Consider the following 20,926-nt stretch of genomic DNA (forward strand, 5'->3'; position numbering starts at 1 on the left):
CGTGTCGGCCGGTTCAGCATGAATTCGTGACAGTATCATTCTCCTCAATGTCGGAGATGGCAAGACCCAAGCGTCGCTACGACTCGACCAGCCGCCGCGCCCGCGCCGCCGAGACCCGGACCCGCATCGTCGAGGCGGCCGGCCGCGTCTTCGTCGAGCTGGGCTATGCGCGGGCGACGATCCCGCGCATCGCCGCCGAGGCGGGCGTCGCGGTCGAGACGGTCTACCGCTCGGCGACGGGCAAGGCCGGCCTGCTCGAGGCGGCCGTCCTGGCGGCCGTCGCGGGCGGGGTGGAACGCGCGGACGTGCCGGTCGAGGAACGGCCCGCGATCCGGCGGATCATCGACGAGCCCGACCCGCGGCGGCAGCTGCGGATGTACGCGGCGACGCAGCCGGGCATCTGGAGCCGGGTCGGGCCGCTGCTGCGGGTCCTCGACGCGGCCGCCGCGACCGACGAGGTGCTGGAGGCGCTGCGCACCCAGCAGGCGGAGTTCCGGCACGCGGGGCTGCGCCGGTTCGCCGGCCTGCTGGAGTCGCGCGGGGCGCTGCGGCCGGACGTGCCCGCCGACCGCGCGGCCGACATCATCTGGACCGTCTGCGCGCAGGCCGGCTACGACGCGTTCGTCCTGGCCCGAGGCTGGACACACGACGAGTACGAGCGCTGGATCGGCGACACCCTCATCCACGCCCTGCTCCCGCAGAACGACGCCGACTGACAGCTGGGGTCACCCGAGTGAGCAGGACGGGCTGGGACAACGAGGCCTGGGAGCGGATCGCCGACCCCGACCGAATCTGGTCGGCGTTCGACCGGCAGTACCGATGCCGCCCGGATAAATCCGGTGACCCGGCCGGCCGTCGTGGATCCGGCGGCCTCGGCGACCGTCGCCCGGTCACCGGTCTTCGCCCTGTCACCGGTCATCGCGCGCGACGCCCGCGGCTTCGACCTGGAGAAGACCGCCGCCGGCGGCTGGTCCTCGACGCGTTCACGGAGGCGTTCGCCGAGGGGACCCGGCTGGACGTCCTCGACAGGCAGCACGTGGCTCGTTGGTTCTGGCCGCACCGGCAGGAGCGGCTCGGGGAGCCCTGGCGCGTCGAGCCGTTCCCCGGCGGCGACCGTGAACTCTGTGGATACCCGTGATCATCGGCGATCCACCCCGTCCTGACGTGGCCGATCGCCGATGATCATGGGCGCGAGCCCAGCTGTCAGGCGGGGTCGACGACGGGGTCGAGACGCTCGGCGGCCGGGCCGAGCGGCTCGTCCGGGTCGACCGCCGCCGCCACCGGGCCGCCGTCGCCGTCACCACCGCCGGGACCGGGGCCGGGCTCGTCGTCGCGCAGCGGGTGGGCGAGCTCGTCGGCCGGGAGCTTGGCCCAGATGATCGCCACGACGGCGACGATGACCGGGACCACGCCGGCGATGATGAACGTGGCCCGGAGGCCGATCGCCTGCGACACCGGGCCGGCGACGGCCATGGAGATCGGCATCAGCGAGATGGAGACGAAGAAGTCGAGGCTGGCGACCCGGCCGAGCAGGGCCGGCGGGACGCGGCGCTGCAGCAGCGTGCCCCAGATGACCATGGGCGCGGAGAACAGCACGCCGAGCACGAACGCCGACGCGATGACCACCGACACGGACCCGGCGAACCCGATGGCGATCATCGGCAGGCAGCCGACGCCCCACATGAGGTTCATCCAGGTGAGGTAGCGCCTCGGCATCTTCATGGAGGCCATGACCAGCGAGCCGACCGCGCCGCCGATGCCGAACGCGCCGAGCACCCAGGCGTGGTCGCCGGGACCGCCGCCCAGGCGGTCCTTGATGATGAACGGCGTCAGCACCTCGAGCGGGCCCATGAGCACGAGGATCATGGCGCTGGCGAACAGCAGCGTGGCGAGCAGCCACGGCGTGCGCCACATGTAGGCGAAGCCCTCGCGCATGTCGGCGAACGCGGTGCGGACGGGGTGCGCAACGGCCTCGGCGGGGAGCTCGCGGCGGACCGGCGTCTTCGGCACCGCCGTCAGCGCCAGCAACCCGAGTGCCGCCGCGCTCGCGGCGACCAGGACGGCCGAGCCCGGGCTGGCCGCGCCGACGACCGCGCCGGCGACCGCGGGGCCGAGCGCCTGGCCGATGGTGGGCCGGACCATGCCCTCGAAGCCGTTGACCGCCATGAGGTCGGACTCGGGGACCAGCGCCGGCAGCCACGCGGAGTAGGCCGGGTAGTAGAACGCCATGCCGACGCCGGTGATGAACGCCACCACGGCCAGGTGCCACAGCCGGGTGACGTCCATGAGCGAGAGCGTGGCGACCAGCGCCATGCCGCCGAGCTCGACCGCGGCGACGCACAGCAGGATGGTCTTCTGCGGGACGCGGTCGGCGACGACGCCGGCCAGCAGCGCCGGCAGCAGCACGCCGATCGCGGACGCCGTGGAGACGACCGAGAGCTGGGCCGGACCACCGCCGATGCGGATGACCTCCCACACCTGCGCGACGATCCAGACGCCGGAGGCGAACGTGGACAGCACGAGCGCCATGGCCAGCCGGCGGTAGGCCGGCGTACGGAACGGGGTCAGCGCGCGCGGCACCGGGCGACCGGTGGCTGCGGCCTGCGTGTCACTCATCGTGGGTCCTCCGAGAACGATTGTGCCGGTACGGACTGACAAAGTCGCCTGAATTCATCGCCACCCGAAACGGCCGACATGGCCGTCCGCCGGGTGCGCACCGCCCCGGACGGCGCGCACCCGGGGGTCCGGCGTCAGGAGAAGTCGGCGTTCGGGTCCATCCAGACCAGCTCCCAGTGGTTGGCGTCGGGGTCGAGGAAGCCGCGGCCGTACATGAAGCCCTCGTCGAAGGGATCCTTGGCCTTCCCGCCACCGGCGGCCAGCGCCTTGTCGGCCAGCTCGTCGACCTCCTCGCGGGTCTCGACGTTGAGTGCCAGCACCGTCTGCGTCCCCGAGGTCGAGACGCCGTTGACGACGGACTCGGCGAAGAAGTCCTCGACCAGGACCATGACGTAGATCGTGTCGCTGACCACGAAGCACGCGGCCCGCTCGTTGGAGAAGTCCTCCTGGAGCGTGAACCCCAGCGACGTGTAGAAGTCCGTCGCCCGGCGGAGGTCCGTGGTGCGCACGTTGACGAAGAGCTTGCGGGACATGGGGGTCACTCGCCTTCCGGGATCTGTGTCCGCCGGTCAACTGTTTCCGGCTGAAGCCAACTGTGTCCTATAGATACTGTTTCCGCAAGACTCAATTTTGATAGGGTTCAGGCACTGTGGAGGTGAGGGCACGTGGTGACCGATTCCGAAGTGCCGGCTGACGGCACGATTCAGCTGCTCTGGGGGCTGCGCGACGGCCCGACACGAGGACCCAAGCCGGTGCTCAGCCTGGAGCGGATCGCGCAGGCGGCGGTCGACATCGCCGACGCGGAAGGCCTCGCGGCCGTCTCGATGCAGCGGGTCGCGGCCGACCTCGACTTCACGAAGATGTCGTTGTACCGCTACGTCACGGGCAAGGACGAGCTGGTCGCGGCCATGATCGACCTCGCCGCGGGCGACCCGCCGGTGGTCGCGGAGCTGCCCGGCCGGACGTGGCGCCCGCGCATCGAGGCCTGGGTCCGGCTGCTCGGCGAGGCCTGGGACGCCCATCCGTGGCTGCCGTGGGTGACCATGGGCGACCGCGTCATGGGCCCCAACGAGACCGGCTGGACGGAGGCGTCGGCCGCCATCCTCGCCGAGACCGGGCTGAGCGTGCCCGAGCGCATGGCCCTGGCCCGCATGCTCGGCGGGCACGTGCGGGCCACCATGTCCGTGTCGACGGCGGGCACCCAGCCGTGGGTCAGCCGCCGGCAGGCCGCCCTGCTCGAGGAGCACGCGGACCGGTTCCCGGTGCTGGTCACCATGCTGCGCGACGGCGAGCCGGACCCGCCGGACAACGGCCGCGAGTTCGGGCTGCGGCTCATCCTCGACGGCGTCGAGCGGCTGATCGCCGAGCGGACGAGCTGACGGGGCCGACGGCGTCGGCCTGCGGCGCCGCCGGACACGTCGGGCACGCCGTCGATCACGGCGGGCCCGGAGAGTGGCGGTTCTCGTTCTCGGCAGTGACACTAGAGGGGTGAGTGTCCACGTCAGCGCCCATAGCGGCCACGCGCACGACGACGAGGCCGCCGTCGAGCGCGCGCTGGACCGCCTCCGCGCACGCGGGCACCGCATCACCGGTGCCCGGCACGCGGTCATCGAGGCCCTGGCGACCATCGAGGGCCATCCCAGCGCCGATCAGCTCTCCGAGCAGGTCCGCGAGCTGCACCCGACGGTGCACCGTGCCACGGTCTATCGCACCCTCGAGACGCTGGCCACGCTCGGCGTCGTCACCCAGGTGCACGTGGGCGGCAGCGCCACCACCTACCACCTGGCCGCCGACGCGACCGGCCACGAGGACCACCTGCACGCCAGCTGCCGGGTCTGCGGCCGCATCATCGACCTGCCCAGCGACCTGCTCGACCCGATCAAGCGGCGCATCGCCGACGAGAGCGACTTCCGGCTCGACCCGCCGCACATCGCGCTCTCGGGCACCTGCCGCACCTGCCAGTAGCGGAGCTCAGAGCCGCAGCGTCGCCCGCACCGGCCAGTGGTCCGAGGGCAGCTTCCCGTCCGGGCGGCCGCGCTCGACGCCGGCCTCCTCGATGGTCCACTGCGGCCCGGCGAGGATGTGGTCGATGCGCCGTCCGGTCGCCGTCCCGGTGAAGCGGTGCACCGTCCCGCCGGTCACCGGGGCCGGCCGGAACCCGGCCTCGAGCAGCGGTCCCATCACGTCGCCGTCGTCCGGGACGGCGTTGAAGTCGCCCATGACGACGGCCGGGACGGCCGGGTCGAGCCAGCCCACGAGCTGGCGGACGGAGGCGGCGCGGTTGGCGGGGTGCCGCTCGTCGAGGTGCGTGTTGACGACGGCGAACTCCCGGGTCGTGCGCTGGTCGCGCAGGCGGAGCAGCGTCGCGACGCGCGGGAACGAGGCGTCCGGCAGCCGGGTGCCGGGGACGTCCGGGGTCTCGCCGTACCAGCGGGTGCGGTGCTCGAGGACCGTGAGGAAGCCGCCGCTGACGGCGACCGGGCACTGCTCACCCGACCTGCCGCCGCCGCGTCCCTGGCCGTGCCAGCGCAGGCCGGGCAGCTTCCGCACGAGGTAGCCGCGCTGGAACTCGTAGACCTCCTGCAGGCCCAGGACGTCGGCGCCGAGAGAGCGGATCGCCGTCACCGCCGCGCCGCGCCGGAACCACCACGAGTTCAGCCAGTCGAGGGCCAGGCCGTTGCGGATGTTGAACGTCGCGACCCGCAGCACCAGACCCTGCTCCACGGCGGCAGCGTAGCGGTCAGGGGAGGACGATGTCCGCGTCCGACGGCGTGCGCGTGGTGGTGCGGCCGCCCCGGCGGACCGCGGCGGCGAACCGGTCGGCGTCGCGCAGCGCAGCCCCGCCGGGGTCGTTGTTGAAGTAGACGTAGACGTCCTGGCCGTCGCTCCAGGTGTCGGCCAGCCGGTCGGCCCACGTGTGCAGCGCCTGGCCGCCGTACTTCGGCCACGGGTGGGCCGCTCCCTCGTGGAACCGCACATACCCCCATGACGCCGTCCGCCACAGCGGTGTGACCGGCCGTCCCAGCCGGTCGGCCCAGCACAGCGCCGCCTCGTGCCGCTCGAGCAGCGCGCGGACCTCGTCGGTCCACCACGACTCGTGCCGCGGCTCGACGGCGACCCGGACGTCGCGCGGGAAGCAGGACAGACAGCGGTCCAGCAGCCCCGGCTCGGCCCGCAGGGTCGGCGGCAGCTGGATCAACACCGGCCCGAGCTGCAGGCCCAGCCCGGCAGCGACCCCGAGGAACCGCTGCACGGGCTCCTCGGGGTCGCGCAGCCGCTTGATGTGCGTGAGGTACCGGCTCGCCTTGACCGCCATGACGACGTCGTCGGGCAGCCTCTCGCGCCAGGACTCGAACGTCTCGCGCTTCGGCAGCCGGTAGAAGGCGCTGTTGTTCTCGACCGTGGCGAAGCCCTCGACGTAGCGCTCCAGCCAGCGCCGCTGCGCCAGCCCACGCGGATAGAGCACGCCGCGCCAGGAGTCGTACTGCCAGCCCGACGTCCCCACGTGCACCACCATGGTCGGATCAGTGCCCATTCGTGCGCGGCTCGAACACCTGCGGCATACCGTGGACCCCCATGACCCCCAGCTTCGACGCGATGTGGGCGGACCTCGAGCCGGTCGGGCGCGACCCGCGCGGCGGCTACCGGCGCTTCGCCTGGACCGACACCGACGCCGATCTGCGCGCCTGGTTCGACGCCGAGGCGGCCCGTCGTGGCCTCTCCACCACCGTCGACCGCGCCGGCAACCAGTGGGCCTGGTGGGGCTCGCCCGGCCGCACCCACCAGGGCGTCGTCGCCGGCAGCCACCTCGACTCCGTGCCCAGCGGCGGCGCGTTCGACGGCCCGCTCGGCGTGGTGTCGGCCTTCGCCGCCGTCGACCTGCTGCACGAGCGCGGGCACACGCCGTCACGCCCCATCGGGATCGCCCACTTCGGCGACGAGGAGGGCGCCCGGTTCGGCGTCGCCTGCGCGGGGTCGCGGCTGCTCACCGGCGCGCTTCCCGTCGACCGCGCGCTCGCCCTCACCGACGCCGGCGGTGTCAGCCTCGGTGCCGCGCTGGCGCACCAGGGCCGCCCGGTCCCCGCACCGGACCCGGACGCCCTGGAACGCGTCGGCACGTTCGTCGAGCTGCACGTCGAGCAGGGCCGCGCCCTCGTCCACGACGACGCACCCATCGGCGTCGCCACCGAGATCTGGCCGCACGGGCGTTGGCGGGTGACCCTCGCGGGCGAGGCCAACCACGCCGGCACCACGCCGCTGGCCGACCGCCACGACCCCATGCTCGAGCTCGCCGCGCTGGTCGCCGACGCCCGCGCCGCCGCCGCCCGCCATGGCGTGCTGGCCACCGTCGGCAAGGTCGAGGTCGACCCCAACGGCGTCAACGCGATCCCGTCCGAGGTCAGGGCCTGGCTGGACTGCCGCGGCGCCGATCCTGACGCCGTCGCCGCCGTCCTCGCCGACCTCGCCCGCTTCGCCCCGGTCGGTGAGTCGTGGACCGCCGCGACGGTGTTCGACCCGGCCCTCGCCGCGCGGCTGAGCGGCGTGCTCGGGAACGCGCCGCTGCTGCCCACGGGCGCCGGGCACGACGCCGGCATCCTCAGCGCCGCCGGCATCCCGACCGCCATGCTGTTCGTCCGCAACCGCACCGGCGTCTCGCACTCCCCGGCCGAGCACGCCGACACCGCCGACTGCCACGCCGGCGTCGTCGCGCTGGCCGACGTCCTCGCGGAGCTGACCCGGTGACGGCATTCTGGGCGGCGCACGCGTGGCTCCCCGCCGGCGTGCGGCCGGAGGTGCGCATCGAGGTCGCCGACGGCGTCATCGTGGCGGTGTCGCCGGGGTCGGCCCCGCAGGCCGACGACACCCGGCTGCCCGGTGTGGTGTTCCCCGGGTTCGCCAACGCCCACTCGCACGCGTTCCACCGGGCGCTGCGCGGGCGCACGCACGACGGCCGCGGCTCGTTCTGGACCTGGCGCGAGGCGATGTACAGCCTCGCCGGCCGGCTCACTCCGGACACGTACTACGAGCTCGCGCTGGCCACGTACGCCGAGATGGCGCTGGCCGGGGTCAGCGTGGTCGGTGAGTTCCACTACCTGCACCACGGCCCCGGCGGCATCCCGTACGCCGACCCGAACGCCATGGCCGCGGTGCTGCAACAGGCCGCCCGCGACGCCGGCGTCCGGCTCACGCTGCTCGACACCTGCTACCTCGAGGGCGGCATCGGGCGCCCGCTCGACGGCGTCCAGCTGCGCTTCGGCGACCCGACGGCCGACGCCTGGGCCGAGCGGGCGGCCCGGTTGGCAGCGGACGAGAACACCCGGGTCGGGGCCGCGATCCACTCCGTGCGCGCCGTGCCGCCGGCCGCGCTCGGCACCGTCGCCGCCTGGGCGCACGAGCGTGACGCGCCGCTGCACGTGCACCTGTCCGAGCAGCCGGCCGAGAACCAGGCCGCCGTCACCGCCTATGGCCGCACACCGGCGCGGCTGCTGGCCGACCACGGCGCGCTCACCGCCCGCACCACGGCGGTGCACGCCAACCACGTCACCGCGGGCGACGTCGCGCTGCTCGGTGCCGCGGGGGCGTCGGTCTGCGCCTGCCCGACCACCGAGCAGGACCTCGCCGACGGCCTGGCGCCCACCGGCCCGCTGCGCGCCGCCGGGTCGCCGCTGTGCGTCGGCAGCGACCAGCACGCCGTCGTCGACCTGCTGCTGGAGGCCCGGCTGCTCGAGCACCACGAACGGCTGCGCACCGGCGAACGCGGCGCATTCGCTCCGTCGACCCTGGTCACCGCGCTGACCGAGGCCGGGCACGCCGCGCTCGGCTGGCCCGGCAACGGCCGCCTCGCGCCGGGAGCGGCGGCCGACCTGGTCGCCGTCCGCACCGACACGGTCCGCACCGCCGGCGCCGACCCCGCCCAGGTGGTCCTGGCCGCCGGCGGCGCCGACGTCGACACCGTCGTCACCGGCGGCCGGGTCGTGGTCCAGGACGGAACACACGAACGAGGCGACGTAGCGAGCCTGCTGGCACGCGCCGTCGCCCCGCTCTGGCGGTGAACTGTCACCGGAGTTCGAGGAACGTGCCGGCCCGGATCCCGTGGAACCAGCTGCATCCGGCGACTGTGCCGGCGACGGCCACGGCGACGGCCCGGCGCCCGAGGGACGGATCGCGCCGGTAGCCGGCGACACCGCGCTGACGGCGAGCAGGCCTGTGAGCACCGGCGCGACGAACCCGGCCGGAACTCCCAGCACCATGGCGAAGACACGCCGTCCCGCGGCCGGACGACTGCGCGGACGGCGCAGCTCGCTCTGGTCCTTGCGCCCTGACCGACTCCTCTTCGGCGAGTGGACCCGACCGCGTGGCCGTCCGCCTATCCGCCCGCCCGGCCGGCACACTCCGATGCCCAACGCCTGGACTCACACGGCGACCGCCTGCACCGCGGGCACCCGGATCGCCTTGCGGGCCGCGCCGAGGCACGACGCCAGCGTCAGCGTCGCGGCGACCGAGACGATGCCGAGATAGATGGCCAGGGTGGTGTCCGGCAGCAGCTCGCCGGTGCGTGCCAGGCTGTACGGGAACACCGTCACGATCGAGCCGATCGACCCGAACAGCACGCCCGCGGCGGCCAGAACGACGCCCTCCATGCCGACCATGCCCAGCACCTGGGGCGGCGTGGAGCCGACCAGCCGCTGCTGGCCGAACTCGCGACGCCGGTAGGTGGTGGCCGCGACCAGCGTGTTGATCACCATGATGGCGGCGAACACCGACAGCATCCCGACCACCACGAAGTTCAGCGTCTCGATGGCCTGCGCCTCGTCCGGCGGGATGGACGAGCCGGCCGCCGGGGGCGCGCCGTTCTCGATGCTCTGCATGTACAGCGTGCCGGTCGCGATGCCGGTGAACAGGATGATCGGCATCAGGGCGCCGGCCATCTGCTGCGTCCGGCGGCGCACGTTCTCGACCGCCAGGTAGCCGCCGGCGCCGCCGACCAGCCGCAGCGGGCCGGCCAGCGCTGCCGTCACCGGGCGCACCAGGACCGGCCCGAGTAGCGCCAGCCCGATCGAGAACCAGATCGACGCCTGCCCCGCCGTCTGCATTGCGTCGATGCCCTTGCCGTCGAAGAGCGTCGCGGTCAGGATGCCGCAGTTGAGGCCGGCCGCGAGGAACACGATCGCCGCGATGACGCGCTTGCGGCTCATGCGGCCGGTCTCGATCGAGGCCGCCGTCATGGCCTCGGTCGCCCGCATGCGCACCGCCCGGCGGGCGGCCACGGCCGCGCCGCCGACCGACGCGAGCAACGTCACGCCGATGCCGATCGACAGGGCCGCCGAGCCGAACGCGTAGCCGACGCCGTCGGCGACCTGGCCGGTCTCCTGCAGCATCTCGAGCAGGAACCAGCCGCCGCCCGCGGCGAGCGGGAGCGCCAGCAGCGACGCGGCGACGGCGACGACCAGGGTCTCGCCGACGATCATCCGGCCGACCTGGAAGGGGGTCGCCCCGACGCTCTTCAGCAGCGCCATCTCACCGGCCCGCTGCCGCACCGACAGCGTCATCGTCGAGATCACCGCGAACAGCACGATCACCAGACCCCAGCCGCCCACTACCGAGGCCATGGTGATCAGCGTCTCCTCGCTCACGGCGTCGACGCCCGCGCCGCCCGCCGTGTCGAACATCGCCGCGAACGACATGATCACGATGGCGCCGAGGAACATCGACAGGAAGCTGGCGACGAAGCCGCCGGTGCGATGCCGCAGCGAACGCAGTGCGAGGTCGAACACCGTCATTCACCCACAGCCGCATAGGGGGCGACCTGGTCGCCGAGGTGGGTCATGCGCTCCGCGACGGCCTCCGCGGTCGGCCGGTCCAGCGAGCCGGCGAGCCGGCCGTCGGCCAGGAAGATCACCGAGTCGGCGTACGAGGCCGCCACCGGGTCGTGCGTCACCATGACCACCGTCTGGCCGAACTCGTGCACCGCCTCGGCCAGCAGTGCCAGCACGTTCCGCGCACTTCGGCTGTCGAGTGCGCCGGTCGGCTCGTCGGCGAAGATCACGCTCGGGTTCGTGACCAGAGCGCGGGCGATGGCGACCCGTTGCTGCTGGCCGCCGGAGAGCTCCGCCGGACGGTGGTCGATGCGCTCGCGCAGCCCCACCCGGCCCAGGATCTCGATCGCCCGCTTCCGGTCCGCCTTCTTGCCGGCCAGCCGCAGCGGCAGGGTCACGTTCTGCAGGACCGTCAGCGTCGGCAGCAGGTTGAACTGCTGGAAGATGAAGCCGATGCGCTGACGGCGGAACTTCGTCACCTTGGTCTCGCTCCCGCCCGTCAGCTCCGCGCCGTCGATGAACACCCTGCCCTCGGTGGGCTGGTCGAGCCCGGCCGCGCACTGCAGGAACGTGCTCTTCCCGGAGCCCGAGGGCCCCATGATCGCGGTGAAGGTGCCGGCGGCCAGACTGACGGACACGTCGTCCAGCGCCCGGACCGGATGATCGCCGCTGCCGTAGGTCTTGCTGACCTGGACCAGCCGCAGGGCCTCGCCGGCCCGGGTGATGTCTTGCCCAGCCATGTCTGTCTCCTGTGTCTCGTGGAGCGTCGTTCGCGCCTACGAGAACGCTAGGAATCAGGTGCGGCCCGGCACGATGGAGCAGACTCCCCAGCTGGGGTGGGGGTAACCCCAGGGCGACCGCGAGGTCCAGGCAGCGTCGAGTCCCACGAGGGAAGGGAATCGCCCCACGTCTTGACCTCCTCGATACAGTGACGGCGTGTCGGGACTCGGTCGTGGACGGGCGCGCGTGGCGCGCGGCCTGGTCATGTCCGTGGCCTGCCTGCTGCTCCCGACGGTGGCCCATGCGGCCGCCGGGGGCGACGTCACGACGGAGCCCGGCTTCCTCGCCGTCGCTCTGCTGCTCTGCGTCGCCTGCGTGGCGCTGGCCGATCGGCGGCGCTCGGTCGCCGAGATCGCGGCCATGCTGGTCTTCACCCAGCCGGTGCTGCATGTCCTGCTGACGTTCCACGGCCACCACGAGGCGCCGATGTCCGCCGTCCCGTCGCCGGGCATGGTGCTCGCGCACGTGCTGTCGGCGGCGGCGATGACGCTGCTGCTGGCCGGGGCCGAGAACGTCGCGTGGTCGCTGGCCGCGCTGTCGGCGACGGTGCTGCTCACGCGGGTGCGCGAACTGCTCGCGTCGCCGGTGCTGGTCGCGGGGCCCGTGCGGGTTCCCGACGGCGCCCGGGTCACGTCGACGCCGCACGGCGTCCTGCTCGTCCGCTCGACACCGTGGAGGGGCCCGCCGGCGCTGCCGGTTCTGGGCTGATCGACCACACGGGGGACGCGGTGCCGGTTGCGGCGCCGCGTGGCTTCCGTGTACCTCCACGAACTGAGACGAAGGACGCACCTCATGATCACACGCACCCTCGCCCGGGCGGGGCTCGCCGCCGGCGGCGCCCTCGCGCTGAAGCTGGTCCTCTCCGGACCGGCGTCGGCGCACGTCACCATCCGGCCCGACGTCGACACCGCCGGCTCCTACGCCAAGATCACCGTCCGGGTGCCGAACGAGTCCGACACGGCCGGGACGGTGCGGGTCGAGCTCGACCTCCCCGTCGACACCCCGATCCCTTCGGTCCGGGTGCAGCCGCACGCCGGCTGGACCGCCGAGGTCACGCGCACCCGGTTCCCCGAGCCGGTGCAGGTCGGCGACCGCACGCTCGAGGAGGCGGTCACGTCCATCACCTGGACCGCCGAGCCCGGCGTGCGCATCGGGCCGGACGAGTTCGACGAGTTCGCCGTCTCCGTCGGCCCGCTCCCCGAGGCCGGCACCTACCTCTTCCCCGCCACCCAGACCTACGACGACGGCGAGGTCGTCGCCTGGGCCGAGGAGCCGGTAGAGGGCGGAAAGGAGCCGGAGCGCCCGGCGCCCGTGCTCGAGGTCGTCGCGGCGCCGGCCGAGGACGAGGTCGAGACCGTCGCCGACGAGCAGACCGCCGCCTCCGAGGACGACGACGCGGCCGCCTCGGCGGCGTCCGGCGGTGACGACTCCGACGACCTCGCGCGCGGGATCGGCATCGGCGGCCTGGTCGTCGGCGCGGCCGGCCTGGGCGTCGGCGCCGCGGCGCTGCGGCGGCGCAATGCGTAGGGCGTTTCGCCTGATCGGGGCCGTGGCGCTGGCCGCGGCCCCGGTCGCCGGGCTGTCCCTGGTGGCCGCTCCGCCGGCGCTCGCACACGACCAGCTGGTCGGCAGCACGCCCGAGGACGGCGGCACCGTCAGCACCCCGCTCACGTCGGTCGAGCTGGTCTTCAGCGCCGCCATCCCCGGCGAGTTCGTTCAGGTCGCGGTCACCGACGCGGCCGGCGGCAGTTTCGCCGACGGCGCCCCGCAGACCGTCGGTGACACCGTCAGCCAGGCCGTCACCCAGCTGCCCGACGGCGAGTACACGATCGCCTACCGGGTCGTGTCGTCGGACGGTCACCCGATCGACGGCACGGTCGCGTTCACCGTGGCCGGCGTCGGCCCGGCCGAACCGGCCGGCACCCCGTCGTCGCCCGCCGAGCAGCCGCCGTCGACACCGTCGTCGGCACCGTCGTCGGCACCGTCGGAGACCCAGCCGCCGGAGAGCGAGGAGCCGGCCGACGCCACGACACCGGCGGCCGGCGCGGGCGACTCCTCCGACGACGGCGGGCTCGGGACGACGGCGATCGTCCTGCTGGTCGCCGGTGGTGCCCTCGTCGTCGCCCTGCTCGCCTACTGGGCGGCCGGTGGCCGGCGCCGCGGGGGCGCGGAGGACACTGACAGGTGATGACCACCTCGACACCGGCCACCGACATCGTCCCGCCCACCCGCCAATGGGGGACGGCGGCGGTCGGCGTCGCCTTGGTCACGCTGATCGTCGCGCTCGTGCTCGGCGGTGGCGGCGCGACGGCGGGCATCCCCGGGCTCGGCGACCCCGGCGAGGTCACGAAATGGGGCCTGCCGATCGCCAAGGGCGTGCTCGACGGGGCCGGTGCGGTCACGATCGGGCTGCTGGGCCTGGCGGTGGTGCTGCCGGTGCGCAAGGGCGAACTGCAGGGCGACGCGCTGCGCGCGCTGCGCGGAGCCTCGATCTCGGCCCTGGTCCTGGCCGCAGCCGCCGCCGTCGTCCACCTGCTGACGCTGTCGGACCTGGTCGGGCGGCCGCTGCCGGACGCGCTGGCGGGCGACTCGTTCGTCTCGTACACGTCGACGGTCGAGCAGGGCCGGGCGTATGCGGCGGTGTTCGTGCTGGCGCTGGCGATCGTGCCGGCGGCGCGGCTGACCATCGGGCAGGGCGGGGCGCTCGCGCTGTTCTGCCTCGGGGTGGCGTCGCTGGTGCCGCTCAGCCTCATCGGGCACTCGTCGTCGGGCGACTACCACCACTCGGCGCGGGTGTCACTGCTGGTGCACCTGGTCGCGATGGCGATCTGGGTGGGCGGGCTGGTGGCGCTGTCGTGGTACGCGGGCCGGCGCGGGCCGGAGCTGCCACGGGCGGCGCGGGCCTTCTCGGCCGCGGCGCTGGGCTGCTTCGTCATGGTGACGGCGAGCGGCGTGCTCAACGCGTGGGTACGGCTCGAGACGCTCGGCGAGGTGTTCACGTCGGCGTACGGGCTCATCCTGTTCGGGAAGGTGCTCGCGCTGGTCGGGCTGGGTGTGCTGGGCTACCGGCACCGGACCCGGACGCTGCCACTGCTCGAGGCGGGTAGGCCGGGCGCGTTCCGGCGGCTGGCGGTCGGCGAGATCATCATCATGGCGGTCGCCCTCGGCCTGGCCGTCGCCCTGAGCCGCACCGAGCCGCCCGGCCCGGAGATCCCCGAGGTGCGCACCGCCGTCCGCGCCCTCATCGGCTTCCCCATCCCGCCCGAGCTGAGCTTCGGGCGCGTCTTCACCGAGACCTACCCGGACGCGCTGTTCGCGCTCGGGGTGCTGGCCGGGCTCCTGCTCTACCTCGGCGGCGTGTGGCGGCTGCACCGCCGCGGCGACCGCTGGCCCGTCGGCCGGACGATCGCGTGGCTGGCCGGGTTGGCGACGGTGGCGTTCGTGGGTCTGTCGGGGCTGCAGACCTACGGCATGGTGATGCTGTCGGTGCACATGGTCCAGCACATGGTGCTGATGATGATCAGCCCGATCCTGCTGGTCCTGGGCGGGCCTCTGACGTTGGCCCTGCGTGCGTTGAAGCCGGCCCGACGGGGTCAGCTCGGCCCCCGCGAGCTCATCGTCTCCGCCGTCAACAGCCCGGTCGCCCAGGTGCTCACCCACCCGCTGGTCGCGCTGGCACTGTTCGTCTCCGGCGCCTACACGGTCTACTTCACCGGCCTGTTCGAGTCGGCGATGCGCTCGCACACCGGCCACATGCTGATGAGCGTCCACTTCCTCGTCGTCGGCTACATCTTCTTCGAGATGCTCATCGGCATCGACCCCCTCCCCAAGCGGCCGCCGTTCCCGGCCCGGGTGGTGCTCCTGCTGCTGGCGATGGCCTTCCACGCGGTGTTCGGGCTGGCCCTCATGGAGTCATCGCGCCTCATCGCCGGCGACTACTACCGCGAGATCGCGGTGGAGATGCCGTGGCTGCCCGATCCGCTGGACGATCAGATCCTGGCCGGGCAGATCACCTGGGGATTCGGTGAAGTGCCCGGCCTGCTGGTGATCGGCGTGCTGTTCGTCCAGTGGTACCGCTCGGACGAACGCGAGGCGAGGCGCTTCGACCGGCGCGAGGGTTCGGAGGAATCGGAGCGCGAGGCCTACAACGCCTACCTCGCCAAGCTCGACGAGCGCTCCCGCCGCGAGAAGTGACCTTCGGGGTTCTGATGCTCGCGTCCTCGCCCGGCTCGGTGCACCTCACCCGCCGGAGGACCGTCCGGGCGGCGATTCCGGGCCCGGTGCGGTCTTGTCGCGGGTGAGGGGCCCTGTCGGCGGACGAGGGCGCCGCCCGTAGGCGGGCGATTTCACCGCAGCGGCGGCGTCGGTTAAACTCGTCCCGCCAACGCAAGGACAGGTAGCTCAGTTGGAAGAGCGTCCGCCTGAAAAGCGGAAGGTCGGCGGATCGAACCCGCCCCTGTCCACCCCTTCACCAAGGCGATCATCGATCGCTCGCCGGCTCTGAGCCCGTCCATCTCGCCCGAGCGGTCCAGACACGACTCTGCGCCCGCCGGCCGGGAGGGACCAGCGGGCGCAGAGCCCGATCGATCAGCCGTCAGGCGGTCTCGGAGCGACGACGGCGCACCGCGATCGCCGCGCCGCCGGCGGCCGCCATGGCCAGCCCGCCGAGGGTGATCAGCGTCGCGTCGGAGCCGGTGTCGGGAAGCTCGTCACCGTTCTCGTCGCCCGCAGCGTCGTCCGTGCCGGTGCCGTCGTCGTCGCCACCGTTCTCGGCGCCCGCGTCGTCGCCGTTCGCAGCACCGGCGTCGTCACCGTTCGCGGCACCGGTGTCGGCGCCGACGTCCGAACCGTTGTCGTCGCCGCCGTCGTCTGCGCCGGACTCGTCCGCACCGTCGTCGCCCGTGTCCGCACCGACGTCCGAACCGTTCTCGTCGGCACCGTTGTCGTCGCCACCATCGTCGGCACCGTTGTCGTCGCCACCATCGTCGGCACCGTTGTCGTCGCCACCATCGTCGGCACCGTTATCGTCGCCACCATCGTCGGCACCGTTATCGTCGCCACCATCGTCGGCACCGTTATCGTCGGCACCGTTATCGTCGCCACCATCGTCGGCACCGTTATCGTCCGCACCGTTGTCGTCGCCGCCGTCGTCGTGACCGTCGTCGCCGCCGTCGTCGTGACCGTCGTCGCCGCCGTCGTCGTGACCGTCGTCGCCACCGTCGTCGTGACCGTCGTCGCCACCATCATCGTGACCGTCGTCGCCGCCGTCGTCGTGACCGCCGTCGTCGTCACCGTCGTCGTGACCGCCGTCGCCGCCCTTGTCGTCACCGAAGGCGGCGATGGCGCTCACCGTGTCCGGCTCGTCTGCCAGCGCCGGCGCCGCTCCCGCGACCGTGAGTGCCAGCGCTCCGAATCCACCGATAATGGTCTTACGCACGATTCAACCTCGTATGGTCGTAGAAGGGGACATAGCGCACATCGCGCCGGACCATACCGCAGGCAGAGATCGACTATCCGCTTCGCATCATGAGAATCCCGTCATGATGGTGCGGCCGCGCCAGCGGGCCCGCCAGTCGGCGCATCCCAGGGTGTCCCGCCGTAGATCGTCTCGCGGCTCACCCTGCCGCCGCGGAGCCGCCGTCGCTCATCGTGACTCGCCGGCGCCATCGGCGGTCAGGAAGCCGAGCAACTGGCGGGCCAGATCCCGCGGCGCCTCCTCGGCCACGTGGTGGCCGGAGTCGATGGTCGCCGCGCGGAGGTCGTCGGCCCAGGGGCGCCAGACCGACAGGGCGTCGCCGTACAGCCGGGGCATGTCGTCGCGCGCGGACCACAGCACGAGCACCGGACAGGAGATGCGCCGGCCGGCCGCGCGGTCGGCCTCGTCGGCGGCGCGGTCGACGGACAACCCCGCGCGGTAGTCCTCGAGCATGGCGCGCACCGTGGCCGGATCGTGGATCGCGCGCAGGAAGTCGGCGAAGTTCTCCGTGCCCATCCGCTCGGGCGTGTTCGCGGACCCGTCGGCCCCGACGTCATACCAGGCGTCCGGGTCGGCGCCGATCACCCGTTCCGGCCGGTCCGGCTGGGCGAAGAAGAACCAGTGGTACCAATCCTCGGCGAATCGCGCGTCGCAGCGGGCGAGGGCCTCGCCGATCGGGACGCAGTCGAGTACCGCCAGGGCGGTGACCACCGACGGATGGTCGAGCGCGAGCCGGTAGGCGACATAACTGCCGCGGTCGTGCCCGACGACGGCGAACCGGTCGTGCCCGAGCGCCCGCATGAGCTCGACACCGTCGGCCGCGAGGGCCCGCTTCGAGTGGGCCGAGTGGTCCGGCGCCGGAGCCGGGCCGGTCGACTCGCCGTAACCACGCAGGTCGGGGCAGACGACGGTGTGCCGCTCGGCCAGCAGCGGCGCGACGCGGTGCCAGGTCGTGTGCGTGCGCGGATGGCCGTGCAGCAGCAGGACCGGCGGGCCGCTGCCGCCGTACCGGACCCGGAGGTCCGACTCGCTCGTGCGCACCCGCTCCAGCCGGAATCCGTCGAACATGACCCTGATGTAGCCGCCATGCGGCCGGGCAAACCACCGTGACCTCGAATGCGCTTGAAGCGTGGCGTCGCCACATGCGCTCTCGACCCCTCGTCCGGCATCCGCGTCAGTCTCGACTGCCCCGGCACGATGATGCTCGGCGCGACCGGCAACCCCGACCACGAGGACGGCGCCCGCCATCATCGACACCCCCTCGACCGCGGGATCAATGTCGTCGACACCGCGGCAGCGAGACGTCGGTGCTGCCGACGTGCCGGCGCTACGGCATGGGCGCCCTGACGTGGAGCCCGCTCGCCTCCGGCTTCCTGTCCGGCAGGAATCGCAAGGGCACGCCCATCGACCTCACCGCCGGTCGCGCGAAGCTCACACCCGGGCCGCTTCGACCCGGCCCTGCCGCAGAACCTGGCCACGCTCGAGCCGGTCGAGCAGCTGGAGTCCCTGCTCGACGGTGCTGCCGTCGCCCTGGACGACGCGACACCGGACCGCATCGACGCCATCGTGCCGCCGGGCGGCAATGCCCATCATCCTGACGGGGCGTGGACGCCGGTATCGCTCTCCCGATCCGGCCCGGCGGCGCCGTAGGCTCCGATCGCGCCGCTAGTGGAGTGTGACAACACTCGAACACGATGGTCCGCAGAACGTCACAATGAGGCGCGCGACGATCGAACAGTGAAACTCTTCGCCGGACGTGAACACGGCAATCGAGAAACGCGGGTATCCGACGGGCCGAATGGCCGATAAGAAAGTGGATGTGCGAGAAAAGAAAATGATCGTTGAAAGTAGCGGACACGGGCGGCGAACCTGCTGACCGCCCGTGTCGACGCCTGGCGGCTGGTGCGGTGCGACCATGAGAGGTTCCCGCCCCACCCGGAGCGGACCCTCATCGCACGCGCGACGCCGACCTCTGCTCGTGTGATCCTGCCCCACAGGTCACACGACTCCTAGTTACGCGTTCCCGCGCAGCCCCCGCCGCAAGCCTGGCCCGCCGCCTACGGGCCCAGCCTTGACTTCCCCGTGCACCGTCCCCGCTCGGCATGGTCGAGCGTATGCTGGGACGATTCTCACCCCTTAGAGCTCGCCGACCTCGACGCGCTCCACTGCGGACCCTTGCCCGTTGAGCAGCGCACGCACCTCGGACTCGCGGTACCGCCGGTGGCCACCGAGCGTCCGGATCGACGTGAGCTTGCCGGCCTTGGCCCACCGGGTCACCGTCTTCGGATCCACCCGGAACATGGCCGCCACCTCGGCAGGAGTGAGGAGGGGCTCGGCGTCTTGTGTCCTGGTCGCCATCGTCACCTCCTTAGATCCCATAGCGGGAGGATTCCCGCCACACCGGATATTCCACCTTGTCACGCCCCTGAAGGACACCGCCCGTACGGCTCGACCGAAGCCATCCATTCGGATGATGTCCACCCAGGGTGTCTCTAGCCTACGTAAGGTCCACGTAAGCCGCGAACCGACCCAAGTCGTGCCGGGTCGGGCTCAGCCGGCATCGGAGGTCGTCCGCGTGCCGGCACCCTGAGCCTCCTCTTCTCGGCCCGTTCGCCCCCGCATGACTGCAAGACACAGGAGCGCCCCACATGCCACGGCGGCGACCGGAACGATCAGCGTCGGCTTCATTGCATCAACATAGCCCTGTATGAACACATCGTGTGCCATTTCGGCGATCTTTCTTGCGACTCCCTCAGAAACTCCGGGTGGTAGAGCGATGTCAATTCCGTCTTCCGCGGCGCTGACCTGCAGCCCTCCTTGCGCGGCGCCTGCGAAGCCGTCGATGAACGGCTGCCGGACGTCCGCGGGCAATGAGGGCGCCGCCGCAACCGCCTCCGAATGCAGCCGGCCCACCAGGAGGCCCTGCAGGACCGCTCCGACCGCCGCGCTGCCGATCACCTGACCCAGTTGCCGGGTGGTGTTCAGCACCCCGGAGGCCGCACCCGCCACTCGCCCGGACACGTCGCGCATCGCCACCGCGTTCATCGGAGCGAAGACGGCCCCCAGCCCGAGCCCCGCCACCAGCAGCGACGGCAGGAAGTGCCACCACTGCGCGTCGTCCGCCGCCACGAGAGCAAAGGACAGGATGCCGGCACCGTAGAGCAGCAGCCCGGCCATCAGTATGTACTTGCCACCGACGCGGTCGGTGTACCGGCCCGCCAGCGGGGCCACGACCATGGACACCGCCGACATCGGCGCCAGCGTCAGCCCGGCCGCCAGCGCGGTGTGCCCGAGCACGGACTGCAGATAGATGGTGATCGGCAGGAACGTGCTCACCATGGCCACGGAGACCAGTGCCGCCACACCGTTCATCACCGCATAGTTGCGGTCGGAGAACAGGCTGAACGGAATGAGCGGCTCGTCATCCTGCCGCCGCGCCTGCAGCACCAGGAAGACCGCCAGCAGGACGGCCCCGGCGATCAGCAGCGCGGGAATCGACACGAACTCCCACACCTGCCCCCAGCCGAACCGCTCGCCCTCGACCACGCCGAACGTCAGGCACACCAGCGCCACGCTGGCCAGCGCCACACCGGGCAGGTCCAGCGCATGCCGCTCGCGGCGCGGCGACTCCGGGATGATCGACCACGCCATCGCCAGGACGACGATGCCCACCGGCACGTTGACGAAGAAGATCCACCGCCAGTCGAACACCGTCACCAGCAGCCCGCCCAGCGTCGGCCCGGCCACCGTCGCCACGCCGGCCACGGCGCCCCAGATGCCGAATGCCGTCCCGCGCTTCTCCGGCGGGAACGTCGTGATCAGCAGCGCCGACGTCTGCGGCATGAGGATCGCCGCGCCGATGCCCTGCACCACCCGGAAGGCGATCAGCAGGGCCGGCCCCTGCGCCAGCCCGCAGGCCAGCGACGCCATTGTGAACACGGCGACGCCGATGATGAACATCGAGCGCTGCCCGCGCAGGTCGCCCAGCCGCCCGGCGGTGATGACCAGCACCGCCAGCATGATCACATAGGCGTTGATGACCCACAGGATCTCGTCGAGCGACGCGCCGAGGTCCTCCATCATGCTGGGGATCGCGATGTTGACGATGGTGACGTCGAGCAGGGTCATGAAGAACCCGAGGCACAGCGTGAGCAGGATCGCCCAGGGGTTGCCGCGCCATCGCCTCACCGTGTGACCTCCTCGTCCCCGCGTCGAGCACCCCGCGCCGAGCGGCCCG

At 72.6% G+C, this 20,926-nt stretch carries 21 protein-coding genes and 1 tRNA gene; 11 read left to right on the forward strand and 11 right to left on the reverse strand.

The window, feature by feature from the left end; genetic code table 11:
- The first annotated feature begins 56 nt into the window (after nt 1-56).
- Both E1212_RS05375 and E1212_RS31270 read left to right on the forward strand, forming a co-directional pair.
- Nucleotides 57-716, forward strand: coding sequence for a TetR/AcrR family transcriptional regulator (locus E1212_RS05375; RefSeq protein ID WP_162605327.1), 660 nt, complete (start codon nt 57-59; stop codon nt 714-716).
- Nucleotides 717-733: 17 nt separating this feature from the next.
- Entirely contained in the window at nt 734-1,138 is a 405-nt protein-coding gene (locus tag E1212_RS31270) for a DUF2716 domain-containing protein (RefSeq protein WP_162605328.1), read from the forward strand.
- A gap of 65 nt (nt 1,139-1,203) precedes the next feature.
- On the opposite strand, the gene E1212_RS05385 is transcribed toward E1212_RS31270, so the two are convergent.
- Entirely contained in the window at nt 1,204-2,616 is a 1,413-nt protein-coding gene (locus tag E1212_RS05385; RefSeq protein WP_131980107.1) for an MFS transporter, read from the reverse strand.
- A gap of 134 nt (nt 2,617-2,750) precedes the next feature.
- Nucleotides 2,751-3,149 (reverse strand): VOC family protein, encoded by a 399-nt coding sequence (locus E1212_RS05390; RefSeq protein WP_131980109.1) that lies wholly within the window; start codon nt 3,147-3,149, stop codon nt 2,751-2,753.
- 135 nt (nt 3,150-3,284) lie between these two features.
- Here E1212_RS05390 and E1212_RS05395 point away from each other — a divergent pair, with 135 nt between their 5' ends.
- Nucleotides 3,285-3,995 (forward strand): TetR/AcrR family transcriptional regulator, encoded by a 711-nt coding sequence (locus E1212_RS05395; protein WP_203416432.1) that lies wholly within the window; start codon nt 3,285-3,287, stop codon nt 3,993-3,995.
- Between the two features lie 109 nt (nt 3,996-4,104).
- Nucleotides 4,105-4,581 carry a Fur family transcriptional regulator gene (locus tag E1212_RS05400; protein ID WP_131980111.1) on the forward strand — a complete coding sequence of 159 codons (477 nt, stop codon included), beginning with the start codon at nt 4,105-4,107 and terminating at the stop codon, nt 4,579-4,581.
- 6 nt (nt 4,582-4,587) lie between these two features.
- Here E1212_RS05400 and E1212_RS05405 read toward each other — a convergent pair whose 3' ends face one another.
- Nucleotides 4,588-5,340, reverse strand: a complete 753-nt coding sequence (locus tag E1212_RS05405) for an endonuclease/exonuclease/phosphatase family protein (protein WP_162605329.1) — start codon at nt 5,338-5,340, stop codon at nt 4,588-4,590.
- Nucleotides 5,341-5,356: 16 nt separating this feature from the next.
- Nucleotides 5,357-6,133 carry a DUF72 domain-containing protein gene (locus E1212_RS05410; RefSeq protein ID WP_131980178.1) on the reverse strand — a complete coding sequence of 259 codons (777 nt, stop codon included), beginning with the start codon at nt 6,131-6,133 and terminating at the stop codon, nt 5,357-5,359.
- 59 nt (nt 6,134-6,192) lie between these two features.
- Here E1212_RS05410 and E1212_RS05415 point away from each other — a divergent pair, with 59 nt between their 5' ends.
- Nucleotides 6,193-7,359, forward strand: coding sequence for an allantoate amidohydrolase (locus E1212_RS05415; RefSeq protein ID WP_203416436.1), 1,167 nt, complete (start codon nt 6,193-6,195; stop codon nt 7,357-7,359).
- Nucleotides 7,356-8,669 carry a formimidoylglutamate deiminase gene (locus E1212_RS05420; protein WP_131980115.1) on the forward strand — a complete coding sequence of 438 codons (1,314 nt, stop codon included), beginning with the start codon at nt 7,356-7,358 and terminating at the stop codon, nt 8,667-8,669. The genes E1212_RS05415 and E1212_RS05420 overlap by 4 nt, the downstream gene beginning before the upstream one ends.
- Before the next feature lie 360 nt (nt 8,670-9,029).
- On the opposite strand, the gene E1212_RS05425 is transcribed toward E1212_RS05420, so the two are convergent.
- Nucleotides 9,030-10,397, reverse strand: coding sequence for an FtsX-like permease family protein (locus E1212_RS05425; protein ID WP_131980117.1), 1,368 nt, complete (start codon nt 10,395-10,397; stop codon nt 9,030-9,032).
- Nucleotides 10,394-11,173 (reverse strand): ABC transporter ATP-binding protein, encoded by a 780-nt coding sequence (locus E1212_RS05430; RefSeq protein ID WP_131980119.1) that lies wholly within the window; start codon nt 11,171-11,173, stop codon nt 10,394-10,396. Before E1212_RS05430 ends, E1212_RS05425 begins: the two co-directional genes overlap by 4 nt.
- Nucleotides 11,174-11,369: 196 nt before the next feature.
- Between E1212_RS05430 and E1212_RS05435 the strand changes: the two genes are divergently transcribed.
- The 5 genes from E1212_RS05435 to E1212_RS05455 all read left to right on the forward strand — a co-directional run bounded on the left by E1212_RS05435 (nt 11,370) and on the right by E1212_RS05455 (nt 15,676).
- Nucleotides 11,370-11,921, forward strand: coding sequence for a hypothetical protein (locus E1212_RS05435; protein WP_131980121.1), 552 nt, complete (start codon nt 11,370-11,372; stop codon nt 11,919-11,921).
- Between the two features lie 84 nt (nt 11,922-12,005).
- The gene (locus E1212_RS05440) at nt 12,006-12,740 is read left to right on the forward strand and encodes a YcnI family copper-binding membrane protein (protein WP_131980123.1); all 735 of its coding nucleotides are present in this window, start codon (nt 12,006-12,008) and stop codon (nt 12,738-12,740) included.
- A 22-nt stretch (nt 12,741-12,762) separates the two neighbouring features.
- Nucleotides 12,763-13,401, forward strand: a complete 639-nt coding sequence (locus E1212_RS05445) for a copper resistance CopC family protein (RefSeq protein WP_162605330.1) — start codon at nt 12,763-12,765, stop codon at nt 13,399-13,401.
- Nucleotides 13,401-15,407, forward strand: coding sequence for a bifunctional copper resistance protein CopD/cytochrome c oxidase assembly protein (locus E1212_RS05450; RefSeq protein WP_131980127.1), 2,007 nt, complete (start codon nt 13,401-13,403; stop codon nt 15,405-15,407). The genes E1212_RS05445 and E1212_RS05450 overlap by 1 nt, the downstream gene beginning before the upstream one ends.
- 196 nt (nt 15,408-15,603) lie before the next feature.
- A tRNA-Phe gene (locus E1212_RS05455) sits at nt 15,604-15,676 on the forward strand.
- Nucleotides 15,677-15,807: 131 nt separating this feature from the next.
- Here E1212_RS05455 and E1212_RS05460 read toward each other — a convergent pair.
- The 5 genes from E1212_RS05460 to E1212_RS05480 form a co-directional block, all read right to left on the reverse strand.
- A complete protein-coding gene (locus E1212_RS05460) occupies nt 15,808-16,650 on the reverse strand; it encodes an LPXTG cell wall anchor domain-containing protein (RefSeq protein WP_162605331.1) in 843 nt (280 codons plus the stop codon).
- A gap of 207 nt (nt 16,651-16,857) precedes the next feature.
- A complete protein-coding gene (locus tag E1212_RS05465; protein ID WP_131980131.1) occupies nt 16,858-17,757 on the reverse strand; it encodes an alpha/beta fold hydrolase in 900 nt (299 codons plus the stop codon).
- 363 nt (nt 17,758-18,120) lie between these two features.
- Entirely contained in the window at nt 18,121-18,282 is a 162-nt protein-coding gene (locus E1212_RS29265; RefSeq protein ID WP_162605332.1) for a hypothetical protein, read from the reverse strand.
- Nucleotides 18,283-18,825: 543 nt separating this feature from the next.
- Entirely contained in the window at nt 18,826-19,047 is a 222-nt protein-coding gene (locus E1212_RS05475) for a BldC family transcriptional regulator (protein ID WP_026874431.1), read from the reverse strand.
- A 192-nt stretch (nt 19,048-19,239) separates the two neighbouring features.
- A complete protein-coding gene (locus E1212_RS05480; protein WP_131980182.1) occupies nt 19,240-20,877 on the reverse strand; it encodes a DHA2 family efflux MFS transporter permease subunit in 1,638 nt (545 codons plus the stop codon).
- Nucleotides 20,878-20,926: the final 49 nt, after the last annotated feature.

This window comes from Jiangella ureilytica (assembly GCF_004348545.1).
GTDB classification, from domain to species: Bacteria; Actinomycetota; Actinomycetes; order Jiangellales; family Jiangellaceae; genus Jiangella; species Jiangella ureilytica.

Excerpts from the sequence above, each read along its gene's own strand:
- E1212_RS05375 (WP_162605327.1), top strand. The coding sequence starts at position 57 with ATGGCAAGACCCAAGCGTCGCTACGACTCGACCAGCCGCCGCGCCCGC.
- E1212_RS05385 (WP_131980107.1), bottom strand. The coding sequence starts at position 2,616 with ATGAGTGACACGCAGGCCGCAGCCACCGGTCGCCCGGTGCCGCGCGCG.
- E1212_RS05390 (WP_131980109.1), bottom strand. The coding sequence starts at position 3,149 with ATGTCCCGCAAGCTCTTCGTCAACGTGCGCACCACGGACCTCCGCCGG.
- E1212_RS05410 (WP_131980178.1), bottom strand. The coding sequence starts at position 6,133 with ATGGTGGTGCACGTGGGGACGTCGGGCTGGCAGTACGACTCCTGGCGC.
- E1212_RS05415 (WP_203416436.1), top strand. The coding sequence starts at position 6,193 with ATGACCCCCAGCTTCGACGCGATGTGGGCGGACCTCGAGCCGGTCGGG.
- E1212_RS05425 (WP_131980117.1), bottom strand. The coding sequence starts at position 10,397 with ATGACGGTGTTCGACCTCGCACTGCGTTCGCTGCGGCATCGCACCGGC.
- E1212_RS05430 (WP_131980119.1), bottom strand. The coding sequence starts at position 11,173 with ATGGCTGGGCAAGACATCACCCGGGCCGGCGAGGCCCTGCGGCTGGTC.
- E1212_RS05440 (WP_131980123.1), top strand. The coding sequence starts at position 12,006 with ATGATCACACGCACCCTCGCCCGGGCGGGGCTCGCCGCCGGCGGCGCC.
- E1212_RS05450 (WP_131980127.1), top strand. The coding sequence starts at position 13,401 with ATGACCACCTCGACACCGGCCACCGACATCGTCCCGCCCACCCGCCAA.
- E1212_RS05465 (WP_131980131.1), bottom strand. The coding sequence starts at position 17,757 with ATGTTCGACGGATTCCGGCTGGAGCGGGTGCGCACGAGCGAGTCGGAC.
- E1212_RS29265 (WP_162605332.1), bottom strand. The coding sequence starts at position 18,282 with ATGATGGGCATTGCCGCCCGGCGGCACGATGGCGTCGATGCGGTCCGG.
- E1212_RS05475 (WP_026874431.1), bottom strand. The coding sequence starts at position 19,047 with ATGGCGACCAGGACACAAGACGCCGAGCCCCTCCTCACTCCTGCCGAG.